At 39.7% G+C, this 11,620-nt stretch carries 12 protein-coding genes; 1 reads left to right on the forward strand and 11 read right to left on the reverse strand.

Annotation, left to right across the window (positions count from 1 at the left end; all coding sequences use genetic code 11):
• Nucleotides 1-99: 99 nt before the first annotated feature.
• The 8 genes from ACX9YW_RS22435 to ACX9YW_RS22470 all read right to left on the reverse strand — a co-directional run bounded on the left by ACX9YW_RS22435 (nt 100) and on the right by ACX9YW_RS22470 (nt 8,072).
• A complete protein-coding gene (locus tag ACX9YW_RS22435) occupies nt 100-540 on the reverse strand; it encodes an SRPBCC family protein (protein ID WP_460350835.1) in 441 nt (146 codons plus the stop codon).
• Nucleotides 541-606: 66 nt separating this feature from the next.
• Nucleotides 607-1,878 (reverse strand): DUF4129 domain-containing protein, encoded by a 1,272-nt coding sequence (locus ACX9YW_RS22440; RefSeq protein ID WP_460350837.1) that lies wholly within the window; start codon nt 1,876-1,878, stop codon nt 607-609.
• Nucleotides 1,868-3,073, reverse strand: coding sequence for a DUF58 domain-containing protein (locus ACX9YW_RS22445; RefSeq protein WP_460350839.1), 1,206 nt, complete (start codon nt 3,071-3,073; stop codon nt 1,868-1,870). Before ACX9YW_RS22445 ends, ACX9YW_RS22440 begins: the two co-directional genes overlap by 11 nt.
• Nucleotides 3,070-4,035, reverse strand: coding sequence for an AAA family ATPase (locus ACX9YW_RS22450; protein ID WP_460350842.1), 966 nt, complete (start codon nt 4,033-4,035; stop codon nt 3,070-3,072). Before ACX9YW_RS22450 ends, ACX9YW_RS22445 begins: the two co-directional genes overlap by 4 nt.
• Nucleotides 4,036-4,220: 185 nt before the next feature.
• Complete coding sequence (locus ACX9YW_RS22455) at nt 4,221-4,487, reverse strand: phosphocarrier protein HPr (RefSeq protein ID WP_460350844.1); 267 nt, start codon at nt 4,485-4,487, stop codon at nt 4,221-4,223.
• 43 nt (nt 4,488-4,530) lie between these two features.
• Nucleotides 4,531-6,396 (reverse strand): PTS fructose transporter subunit IIABC, encoded by a 1,866-nt coding sequence (locus tag ACX9YW_RS22460; RefSeq protein ID WP_460350846.1) that lies wholly within the window; start codon nt 6,394-6,396, stop codon nt 4,531-4,533.
• Between the two features lie 12 nt (nt 6,397-6,408).
• Nucleotides 6,409-7,323: a 1-phosphofructokinase gene (gene pfkB / locus ACX9YW_RS22465; protein WP_460350850.1), complete on the reverse strand. Its 915-nt coding sequence runs from the start codon at nt 7,321-7,323 to the stop codon at nt 6,409-6,411.
• Nucleotides 7,320-8,072 (reverse strand): DeoR/GlpR family DNA-binding transcription regulator, encoded by a 753-nt coding sequence (locus ACX9YW_RS22470; RefSeq protein WP_460350853.1) that lies wholly within the window; start codon nt 8,070-8,072, stop codon nt 7,320-7,322. Before ACX9YW_RS22470 ends, pfkB begins: the two co-directional genes overlap by 4 nt.
• Before the next feature lie 300 nt (nt 8,073-8,372).
• Between ACX9YW_RS22470 and ACX9YW_RS22475 the strand changes: the two genes are divergently transcribed.
• Nucleotides 8,373-9,371: a nuclease-related domain-containing protein gene (locus ACX9YW_RS22475; protein WP_460350855.1), complete on the forward strand. Its 999-nt coding sequence runs from the start codon at nt 8,373-8,375 to the stop codon at nt 9,369-9,371.
• Between the two features lie 380 nt (nt 9,372-9,751).
• Here the strand turns inward: ACX9YW_RS22475 and ACX9YW_RS22480 are convergent, their stop codons facing one another.
• From ACX9YW_RS22480 to ACX9YW_RS22490, 3 genes are read right to left on the reverse strand one after another with little or no spacing between them, the layout of a single operon-like run.
• On the reverse strand, nt 9,752-10,306 hold the full coding sequence (locus ACX9YW_RS22480) for an NADPH-dependent FMN reductase (RefSeq protein WP_460350858.1): 555 nt from the start codon (nt 10,304-10,306) through the stop codon (nt 9,752-9,754).
• A gap of 30 nt (nt 10,307-10,336) precedes the next feature.
• Nucleotides 10,337-10,609, reverse strand: coding sequence for a hypothetical protein (locus ACX9YW_RS22485; protein ID WP_460350860.1), 273 nt, complete (start codon nt 10,607-10,609; stop codon nt 10,337-10,339).
• Between the two features lies 1 nt (nt 10,610).
• Nucleotides 10,611-11,318 carry a pirin family protein gene (locus ACX9YW_RS22490; protein ID WP_460350863.1) on the reverse strand — a complete coding sequence of 236 codons (708 nt, stop codon included), beginning with the start codon at nt 11,316-11,318 and terminating at the stop codon, nt 10,611-10,613.
• Nucleotides 11,319-11,620 lie beyond the last annotated feature (302 nt).

An 11,620-nucleotide genomic window follows, 5' to 3' on the forward strand; every position in this document is an offset into this window, starting at 1 on the left:
TCGGAACAACTTTGCCCAAGTGATTCCCAACCTCTCACTGAACTGCCATGTTTGGAAATCACTTTGACTGAGTTATTCCCACCTAGCCTTTGTGAACAATTACTTAATGAGCGAAGCCCTCAATGTACTTACGCCAAACTCCAAGTAGGCCTTTAAACAGGATAGCATGTACACCCAGCCTTCTTTATTATCGATCAACTGACTGATAATTTCTGGGTCATTCTCATTAAAGCCTTCTTCATTAACCGAAACAATTGTAGTCGAATGATCTAATTCCTCTAATGTGATCGTGACGATATGTCCTCCATCGCCTTCTTCCTCACCCCATCTAAACACAATTTTCATGCCCAATTCCATTTCTAAAATCTTTATGTCGCCTTCAGCATTATATTCATCATATCTTAAAGTAACTGTCTTCCCCTGTTCCCAACGCTCCGAACTTGACGAGAACCAAAAATGGCCAATTTTCTCGGGGTCGACAAATGCTTCAAAGACTTCACTGGCAGGTTTTAAAATTTTTAACTTTGTAAGATTGTTCATCAAAACCGACTCGCTTTCAATAGGATTTTAAACTATCAAAAAATTATTATTCCAAAGAAATATTTATTATTGTGTTCCTCTCAACCAATTCCCTACAGCATTTTTCATCCGCTGTACGGCTGTTGCATCCGCTGGTTTACCACCATAACGATGCTCCTCATAAATTTTTGTTAGAAGATGTAACTCCTCTTCATTTACCGTTAACTCTTTAGATGCTACTTTCATCATATCTCTCGTTGTTGGATTAGTTGGGTAACGATTTGTCAGTTTGTTGTACTGCTTTAGGAACTCCATATAATGAAGTCTAACTTGATCCAAGTCTTGCCTTTTTCTGAATGGGTTCAAATTCCTAATAAAGGAAAATAGGCTATTTTGTTGGTTTGTTTCGGATAGTTCGATGATTTCAGTCCATTCACCCTCTTCATGGTTTTGCCTGCTGTTTCGAAAAATCTTCCTTATCATTTTTACTAATAGGAAAAACAGACAAACCACCAAAACGACCGTTATCAAACTCCAAATCCAATTCTCCCCTGGATCTGTATCTTTCACTTTAGCCATTAATAAAAATTCTGACATTCTCCCCATGGATTTTATTGCTTTTCCATCACCACCAAGTAAAAGCTCATAAAATAAACTAATGACTTTCGACAGTAAATAAATGATGGGGGCGAGTAAAAAAGCGATAGTTTTTAACGCGAGCGCTACCACCTGAGTGTATAAAAAAATGAATTGATTTCTTATTATCACTAAACATACAACCAATACCATCATGCCGGTGGCAAAAATAAATTGATTACGACCTATCCGTTTCCATTCCTCGGGATTTGGATTCCAGCTTAATTGTTCAAGTAAATTGTTACATGCCATTCCAATGACGGTAAAAAGAATACTTCCCGCTGTTAAATATGGAATCGCCCACCACACTGGCTGGTTATACAAATTGGATATCGAAAAATAAACAATTAAAAGTAAAATCATGCTAATCATGCGATTATAGGTAGCTGCTAAATATTCTTGCTCGTTTGCAAGGGAAATCGAACGCCATATCGTTAATACGACAGGCAGCCAAGGAGCGTCTACCCCTAGCTTGTAGCCTATTACAAGCGACACTGTGGTGGTGATGGCTAACCATATCGATATCCCGTTTTTACTAGAAAAATAATACAGCGGATAAGCCATTATAACAAATAAGAGCTGAAGCCAAGTAACCTCGGTAAACTGCAATTCGGAAAATGAGAACAAACTGAATAAAACATGAATAATCACCATAAATAGAATGGATTCTAGTTCAACTAGGGCGAATCGCTGGACGAATGAGAGTGAATCTTTATGCTTCACGAACGGTTGCCCCCTTTTTCGCTAGAAAAGGAGAAAGGCGAATTTGTTTCTCAGTAGGATCGACAATCCAAATCTGATTCCCTAACTCGAGTTGTCTTTTCCATTCGCTCTCCATTTCATACGAAACAAAATTCGTAATCACAATAAACACTTGATTCCCATAAGCGTTTTCTCGTAGATAGGCAAACACTTCTTGAAAATCAATCATCGTGTATGATTTTAATCTAGCCAGTTGTTCTAGGTTGTGGGCGAAACTTTTTTTATCCGATTCACTGCTGTGAATGTAAATCTGTCGGGTATGAGGATTGCGAATATTAAACATCCACTCATATCGATAACCTTGAACGGAACACCATCTCATTAACCCGGCTGTGACGCTGATGATTCGCTCAATTATCTCTTGATCATGGCCAAGCGCCCATTTCTCTTGGGTTCTCAAATTCCCCATAATGATAAGCTGCTTTTGCGAGGTATAGGCAAATTGCTTCGTATGAAGCTTTCCTACACGAGCGGTCGCTTTCCAATCTACTCGATTTAATGGGTCTCCCGCTTTATAGCCTCTTGAACCGATAAAAAAGGAAGAATCATCATGAATTAAACGTCTTACTTGGTGGTTTCCTTCTAAACCTCTCAAATTAATGTTTTGGGGTAATGAATCGATGATCGATGGATAGACAATCATTTCCGATTTGACTCGTTTTGTCGCCACAATTTTCCCTAAGCCAGTCGGGTCCATAATTTCGATCAACAAGTCATAAATATAAAAAGCCCCTCGTTTGTCTGCATTTACCTTGAACTCATACTGTACCGTTTTCTTCGCTTTCACCGCCAAGGATTTGGTCCAGAAACTATCAGACGTTCGATTCTCAAGTAGGAAAAATTTCTCTATCTCTAGATCCCTTGTTGTATTGAGCGTTAGTTTAATAGCTGAAGATAGGAAACTATTCCTACTCGTAACGGCAATTTTCACAGTGGAAACATCACCTGGAAATAGGCGCTTTTTCGTAAAATCTAATTCCACTTTGATTCCCTTTAAGGCATGTTTGCACCACCACAAGCTGACTAATAAGATACTCAGTGCACCACCGCATAAAGCAAATAATAACGGTTCTTTTGTCACCAATGCCATAAGGAATAGAACTAGCACTATATTTCTGGCAATTACTTGAGGTTTTGTCCATTGTTTGACCATCATGTAACGATCCCGTTTTCCAATGGGACTGGAGCATTGTCTATAATCTCTTTCATGATTAGTGCTGGAGTCGTTTGCAAGTATCCTTCCATCGTTAGTTTGATTCGATGAGCTAGAACCTCGACCGCTATTTCCCTAATGTCATCAGGGATACAGTAGTTTCTGCCTTCTAGTAGCGCCATTGCCTGAGCCGCTCTCATTAATGCGATACTACCTCGCGGACTAATACCGACCTCTATTGCTTCATGATCCCTCGTCTTATGAATAATGTGTAATAAGTATTTTTCGACCACTTCTTGAATTTCTATTTTTCGAACTTCCTGTTGTATCTCAATTATCTCCTCCTGTGTCATCACAGAATATAGTTGCTCGAGCGGTTCTTCGATACGGAACCGTCTTAAAATATGAAGTTCTTCGTCATAATTAGGATAACCCATTGAAATCTTCATTAAAAAACGGTCCATTTGCGCATCAGGCAGTGGAAAAGTCCCTTGCGATTCAATTGGATTTTGGGTCGCAATCACAAAAAATGGCCGGTCAAGTTTATACGTTTTCCCATCAGCGGTCACCTGTTTTTCCGCCATTGCTTCCAGAAGGCTTGATTGGGTTCGCGGTGTCGCGCGGTTAATTTCATCTGCCAGCAATACATTTGTCATAATTGGTCCCTTGCGAAACTCAAAATTATTGATTTTCTGATTAAATATGGATACTCCTGTGACATCGGAAGGGAGTACATCCGGGGTAAATTGAACCCGGGAAAACTGGCATCCTAGCGATGCAGCTAATGATTTTGCTAGTACTGTTTTCCCAGTACCTGGAACATCTTCTAATAATACATGTCCTTCGCTTAATAAGGCGACTAGTAGGAGCTTAATTTCCCGTTCCTTTCCGACGATTACTTTGTTGACGTTGGTGATGACATGATTTAATTGAGATATCGAATCTGAATTTAATCGTTGGTTCATTGAAATTGCCCCCTTTGTTTTTTCTGTTAGAAGATATACGAACTGCCTATCGAATAAGATTCGGTCTTTTCTAAAAATTCCCTAAATAATTAGTAACAAAAGTATAAAGTTTACATTCTTAACGGTAAAGCGCAAACGCAAAAAAAACGAGGAGATCTATCGATCATCCTCGTCTCTAGCAACCACTATTCTCCTAATCCTTCTCTTTTCAATGCTTCCTCAACAGCAGCAACCACCTCAGCAGCATCCGTACCTTCTGCTGTAACTTTAATTTGTGCGCCGGCAGGAACACCCAAAGACATCACACCCATGATTGATTTAAGGTTAACGGATTTTCCGTTGTATTCTAATTGAACTTCACTGTTAAAGCTTCCTACTGTTTGAACTAAGACCGTTGCTGGACGAGCATGTAGCCCGGACTCGCTTGTAATGGTAAATGTTTTTTCTGTCATATTGTTTCTACTCCTTTGTATGTGAAATAGTTGCCAAATCAACTTATTCGATTACATCCTTCTTCCAAAAACCAAGCATTAAAGCTGTCACGATGGAACCAATTACAATGGCTAGTAGGTACAATAAAGGATTTCCTTCCACTAGCCAAATCACAAATGCCCCACCGTGAGGAGCCGGCAAGCCAATTTTAAACATCATAGTTAATGCTCCAGCAATGGCCGAACCTACTACCACCGACGGAATCACCCGTCCAGGGTCAGCTGCTGCAAACGGGATGGCACCTTCTGTAATGAACGAAGCCCCCATAATATAGTTCGTCTTCCCAGCTTCACGCTCTGCTTTTGTGAACTTTCTTTTAAAGAGAGTCGTTGCTAATGCGATACCTAGTGGAGGAACCATCCCACCTGCCATAATGGCAGCATGTGGAGCGAGGTTTCCAGCATCAATCATGGCAATTCCAAAGGTAAATGCTGCTTTATTGATTGGTCCACCCATATCAATCGCCATCATGCCGCCTAAAAGTAAACCAAGTAACACAAGATTACCTGTTCCTAATCCTTGTAACCAATTCGTTAAGCCTTTATTTAACGCACTTACAGGGTCAATGATGATGTACATCATGATGAATCCTGTTAATAATATTCCAAATAGAGGAAATAACAAGACAGGCTTAATCCCCTCTAATGATTGAGGTAGACCAGCAAAGATTTTTTTCAAAAGAAGGACGATATAACCAGCTAAGAACCCAGCAATTAGCCCACCAAGGAACCCAGCACCACCAGTAGCGGCCATAAAACCACCAACCATACCAGGTGCAAAACCAGGACGATCCGCAATGCTCATTGCAATAAACCCAGCTAATACTGGAATCATTAGACCAAAAGCATTCCCGCCACCGATGGTCATTAATGCTTCGGCAATCGGGTGGTAAGATGGATCGTTCGGGTCAGAGGCATTGATCCCGAAAATAAACGATAGAGCAATTAAAATACCACCACCAACTACGAATGGAAGCATGTTAGAAACACCATTCATCAGGTGCTTATAAAATCCGCCGCCCTTATTGCCACCTTCTTCAGCCTGACCCTTTGCTTCTGCACCTTTGTAGATGGGGGCATCACCACTTGTTGCACGGTCAATTAATTCCTTCGGGTCTTTAATCGCTCTGGCCACCGGAACCTGAATCACCGGTTTTCCGTTGAATGGAGCTAGGTCAACCTTTGTGTCGGCAGCGACAATAATGGCCGTTGCCTTTTCAATTTCTTCAGCAGTTAATTTATTCTTCACACCGCTCGAACCATTTGTTTGAACCTTAATCTCAACGCCCATTTCCTTAGCTTTCGCTTTTAAAGAATCGGCAGCCATATAGGTATGAGCAATTCCAGTTGGACAGGCTGTTACAGCTAGAACTAGGTTTGAGCCTTGTGCAACTGGCTGCTCGTCTGTTACCTCTGCGGCTTCCTTATCATCAACAGCTTTTATAACCTCATCTACCGTTTTAGCCGATTCAATTCTTTGCCGAAATGCCGGATCCATTAGAAACGACGACAATCTTGATAACGTTTCAAGATGCTCATTATTAGCCCCTTCACTGGCCGCAATCATAAAGAACAAATGGCTCGGCTGACCATCGAGCGCTTCGTAATCAATTCCTTCGACTGAACGTCCAAAGGCAATCGCTGGTACCTTTACTGCACTTGTTTTCGCATGAGGAATCGCAATCCCCTCGCCAATTCCAGTTGTGCTTTGTGCCTCACGCGCTAAAATGGCCTCTTTATATTTATTTTTATCCAATAATCGTCCAGCCGCATCAAGCTTGTCGACCAACTCTTGAATCACATCGGTCTTCGTTTTCGATTTTAAATCTAGAACAATCGTATCTACTTTTAGCAGTTCAGTAATTTTCATGCTGTTCCCTCCCTAGATGACCTGTTCTATTTTTATTTGCGGTAAAATTTTTTCAACATCTTCCCTCTGGCAAAGGTCAGTCGAAAAAGCAGTTGCTGTTCCTGATGCCACGCCAAACTGAAATGATTCAAGATAAGAGCGCCCTTTAACGAGCATAGCTAGGAATCCAGCAACAGTGGAATCCCCCGCTCCGACCGTACTTTTTATTTCCCCTTTTGGAACAGTCGCAGTAGCCGTTAATTCCTTATTGATAAATACAGCCCCCTCGCCCCCCATTGATACAATCACATTCTGTGGACCTTGCTCGAGAAGCTTGCGACCATAATAGAACGCCTCTTCCTTTGTTGTGACCGTCGCACCGACCAATTCACCAAGCTCATGCTGATTCGGCTTTATTAATAGTGGTTTATATGGTAAAGCCTCTTTCAATGGCGCTCCAGAAACGTCCACAATCAATGAGACTCCGTTTTTCTCACACAATGCCGCAAGAGATTTATAAAAATCTAGGGATATCGAAGATGGTAAGCTCCCAGCTAGAACTAAATAATCACTCGGGGTGAGTTTCGAAATCTGATTATAAAGGGCTTGCTGCTGCTCAAGAGAAATGTTCGCACCAGTTCCATTTATTTCGGTTTCTATTTTGGTTTTAAGCTTGATATTGACCCGTGTCGGCTCTACATGATGAATAAACTGCTGTTGAATTCCTTCCATTGCTAGGAAATTCTTAATAAACTCGCCTGTAAATCCACCAATATAACCAAGAGCCACACTAGCTTCTTCCAATCGTTTCAGCACTCGGGAGACATTAATTCCTTTCCCGCCTGGAAAGAAAGAAGTTTGCTTGGCGCGATTTAATGTACCGAGATTAACTTGTTCCAGTTCTACTAAATAATCGATGGAAGGATTTAATGTACAGGTATAAATCATGATGTCACAACCTTAATTGTTGTTTTCTTCTTATATTTTGTTAACCACTCATTATCCATTTGATTCGTGATGATTGTTGCTTCTTTTAATTCAGCGACCTTTGCAAAGGTCACCTCATTGAACTTTGTATAGTCCGCTAAAATGAATACCTCTTGGCCGAGTTGCATCGCTAAATTCTTCACAGCCGCTTCTTCTGGGTCTGGAGTTGTAAAACCTTGGTCCAGATGTACCCCGTTGACACCAATAAAGGATTTATCAAAGCGATATTGTTTCAGAGCATCTATGGCAGATGGACCGACTATCGCTCTTGTTTTTGGTTTGATATAGCCGCCAATTAAATAGGTGGGAATATTCCTTTCGAGCAGCGCCTCAATATGTGTAAGACCGTTAGTGACGATTCTTATTTCCTTCGCTTCCAAATATGGAATCATCTGAACGACCGTGGTTCCTGCATCCAGATAAATACAATCCCCATCTTTGATCAGACTGGCCGCATAACGAGCGATTTCCTCTTTTTCTTGAAGGTTTTTGGTTGATTTTTCAGAGATGCTTAGCTCCTCGCCAATTTGCTTTAAGAGGGACGCTCCCCCATGAACACGCTTTAATTTTTTGTCTTTTTCAAGCTCTGCTAAATCCCGGCGGATAGTGGATTCTGATGAATTTGTTACCTCTACTAGTTCTTGAAGCTTCACGACCTGCTTAGAGTCCAGCAGTTCCAAAATTAAACGATGTCTTTCCGGTGTGAGCATTCCAACACCCCCAATATAAATATGACTGACTTATGGTTAAATCATAACGTAAGCCCTTTCATTTTTCAACCATTTTCTATCATAAACAATCAAAAGCAATCAATGTTATCTATAAAAACGCCCAATTTCCGTCACTTTTATCTTTATTATTCCTTAATTTACCTTTACTACCCATGAAAAAACCGCCTCTTTTTACTGAGACGGCTTCTTGTTATGAGAAATTGTTAACATTATGGACACTTTTTCCATTATTGTTGCAAGGTATAATTTGATTATATCAATAGAAATGGAGGGAAAGTTTTGTCTTCGACCATTATTTTAGAACCCCATGTAAAAAAGACTAGGTCGCCAAATCTTCAGTTGGAGGGGTATACAGCCGCATTATCCCGCTTATCAGAGTATCATCCAGTTGTGCCAATTCTATCTTCGCAACAATCCTCTTTACAAGCAGGAATAGGTGGTGAGAAAAGAGTAGCTCATGAACTTGCTAGACACACCTTTTTAATGGACCACCACATTTTTTATGACCTATCACTCTCATATTCAAGCCTTTACCAAATGGACGCTCTATTCCTCACGAGATACTTTGCACTTCTTTTAGAAGTGAAGAATATATCTGGAACACTAAAATTTCTCGACAATCCTCCACAACTGATTCAAACAAAAGATAACGGGGAAATAAAGGGTTATGACAGTCCTGCAGCCCAAGTCGAACGTTATGGCGATTTGCTGAGTCTGTGGTTAACTAGTCGAAACATTTCGCTTCCCATCTATCGTGCTGTTGTCTTAGCCTATCCTACCCAAAAAGTGGAACGTGCACCCGCCAAAACACCTGTATTGTTCCCCAGCTTAATCTTTCCTTACATACAAAAACTGCCTCGAGATCAAATTAGGTTGGACATAGAATCTTTTCACTGGCTGTCTAACGAACTAGTAACTAACCATCAATTCTTTATCCCTAAACCAATTTGCGAGCTCTACCATTTTCCTAGTAGCGACATTCGCCCTGGAGTTATCTGTCCAGACTGTCAATATATCGGGATGATTAAAACGAAAAGAAGCTGGCTTTGTCCACGATGTGACTGCCATAATCATCTAGCCCACTTACCCACTATGAAAGAATGGTTTTTGATTATGGGTAGGAAGATGACGAATGCTGATTGTCGGGAGTTTTTGCAGGTGGATATGAAAACTGCTACTAGAATTCTAAGTGGAATGGACTTAATGAGTGAGGGAGGCAAAAAAAATCGGTACTATATGATGAATTTTGAGGAAATATTACGGAGTGGAAAATGGTGAAAATAGTTATACGGGTTTATTTCCGGTTATACGGGTTTATTCCCGGTTATACGGGTTTATTCCCGGATATACGGGTTTATTTTCGATTATACGGGTTTAAACCCTAATCTTCGCCCGCAGCTAGAGGACTGATGTGAAAATATTCATAGGCTCCCCAATTCACTAAAAGCTGATTTAAATAATTCTTGTATATGAACATCATCTTCAACTATCAGTACATTCACATTGCCCCCCCTTTTGCGAAATTCATTGTTCCGCCGCGTAATAAACGTATTATTTCCTTAATTTTACCATAATGATCTTTCGACTATATAATGAGAGTCTTAAGTATAAGAACAAAAAAAGACCCTGTTTTAATCTAAAACAAGGTCAGCTTTCTATTAGTTTTGATATCTTCTTATTAAATCAACAAACGCATGAACAAAGGTTTGTAAAAATTCGACTGTTCCTTCATCCTTGACTTTTCCTTCTTCATCCAGTAAACCTACGACATTCCCAATGTATGCCTCAGGTTGTTGAACTAATGGCATATTTAAGAATACGAGGGATTGACGTAAATGATGGTTTGCACCAAAAGCACTTAAACTTCCTGGCGATTGGCTAATAATTGCTGCCGGTTTTCCATTCCAAACGCTTGCTCCATATGGCCGAGACCCTACATCTAATGCATTCTTTAAGACAGCTGGTACAGAGCGATTGTATTCAGGGGTGATAAATAAAACAGCATCAATTTCCTTCATTTTGTTACGAAATGCAGTGTACTCAGCTGGTGCATTGTTCTCATCATCGAAATCCTGATTATATAATGCTAGATTTCCAATCTCAACAATTTCAGCTTCATATCCTTCCGGGAATAATGCTGCAACATTATTTGCTAGTTTTTTTGAAAAAGATTCTTTTCGAAGACTACCTAGTATGATACCGATTTTTGCCATTATAAAGCACCCTTTCAAGTTATTATTTTATTAAACTGGATAAACTGTTTTATAATCTACAATAAACGTAAGTTGGGACTTTTCCTTCTTAAACTCAACATTGGCATCTGATGTATAATACCAAGTCTTTTGGTTTTTCTGCACATCAAATAGATTTAATTCTTCTTTAAACTTGATGATCTCTTTGGCATCCTCTTCGGAAATTTTCATCGAAATGATCCACTTATCTTGTTTAGGTTGAATATCATAATCATCTGTTTGAAAAAATAGCCGGCTTCCAATCGAATGACGAATCAATAACATATTAGACACCACCTAAATCCATCAATAAAAAGAAGGTATCTTTCGTTGATTTTAAAGTAAGTTCATTTCGTTCAGTTATACGTGCACTGTCTCTTTTCCCGACAACAACATCGTCTTCTAAAATAAGCTCTCCATCAATCACAAAGACATACATCTTTCTTCCTGGTTCCTGTTGATAAAAGATCTTTTCTCCCGCATCTAAATTGGATAAGTATAATGTAACATCACTATGAATTTTTGCCGCTTCACTGGTCGGGGTTGATGAAACGATTGGTAGCAACTTATTCCTCATTTCATCAGGATTATAAGAAATATCCTCATAGGATGGAGGTAATTGCTTTTCGGTAGATTTAAACCATAGCTGTAAAAAGCTTACTTCCTCTTCCAGTGAAGCATTCAATTCGGAATGGAGTAAACCTGTTCCAGCAGTCATACGCTGGACATTTCCAAATTGTAATATCCCATTATTACCAAGACTATCCTCATGCTTTAGTTGACCATGCAAGACAATCGATACAATTTCCGCTTCCCTATGCGGATGAATCCCAAACCCTTTTCCTGCTTGTACTGTGTCATCATTAAAAACACGGAGTGGACCAAATTGGATATTCGCTTCATCATAGTATTCACCAAATGAAAAACTAAGATTGCTCTCTAACCAATCATTTTTAACAGAGTAACGAGATACGGCAGGATATATTTGAATCATTTATCTCATCTCCATATATCTTGAATTAAGGATAAATATATATCACAAACCCCAAACTGTCAATTTTCAGCTACCCAAATTCCATACTTTCCCTCATATGATGAATTTTTCAGGAACTATTACGAGTGTAGAAAGTGGTAAAAATGGTTATACAGGTTTAAATTTGATTATACGGGTTTAATCCCGGTTATACGGGTTTAATCCCGGTTATACGGGTTTATTTCCGGTTATACGGGTTTATTTCCAATTATACGGGTTTATTTCCAATTATACGGGTTTATTTCCAATTATACGGGTTTATT

It is taken from the genome of Pseudoneobacillus rhizolycopersici (genome assembly GCF_054786815.1).

Coding starts and splice junctions, on each gene's coding strand:
- ACX9YW_RS22435 (WP_460350835.1), bottom strand. CDS start 540: ATGAACAATCTTACAAAGTTAAAAATTTTAAAACCTGCCAGTGAAGTC.
- ACX9YW_RS22445 (WP_460350839.1), bottom strand. CDS start 3,073: ATGATGGTCAAACAATGGACAAAACCTCAAGTAATTGCCAGAAATATA.
- ACX9YW_RS22450 (WP_460350842.1), bottom strand. CDS start 4,035: ATGAACCAACGATTAAATTCAGATTCGATATCTCAATTAAATCATGTC.
- ACX9YW_RS22455 (WP_460350844.1), bottom strand. CDS start 4,487: ATGACAGAAAAAACATTTACCATTACAAGCGAGTCCGGGCTACATGCT.
- ACX9YW_RS22460 (WP_460350846.1), bottom strand. CDS start 6,396: ATGAAAATTACTGAACTGCTAAAAGTAGATACGATTGTTCTAGATTTA.
- pfkB (WP_460350850.1), bottom strand. CDS start 7,323: ATGATTTATACCTGTACATTAAATCCTTCCATCGATTATTTAGTAGAA.
- ACX9YW_RS22470 (WP_460350853.1), bottom strand. CDS start 8,072: ATGCTCACACCGGAAAGACATCGTTTAATTTTGGAACTGCTGGACTCT.
- ACX9YW_RS22480 (WP_460350858.1), bottom strand. CDS start 10,306: ATGGCAAAAATCGGTATCATACTAGGTAGTCTTCGAAAAGAATCTTTT.
- ACX9YW_RS22485 (WP_460350860.1), bottom strand. CDS start 10,609: ATGTTATTGATTCGTCATTCGATTGGAAGCCGGCTATTTTTTCAAACA.
- ACX9YW_RS22490 (WP_460350863.1), bottom strand. CDS start 11,318: ATGATTCAAATATATCCTGCCGTATCTCGTTACTCTGTTAAAAATGAT.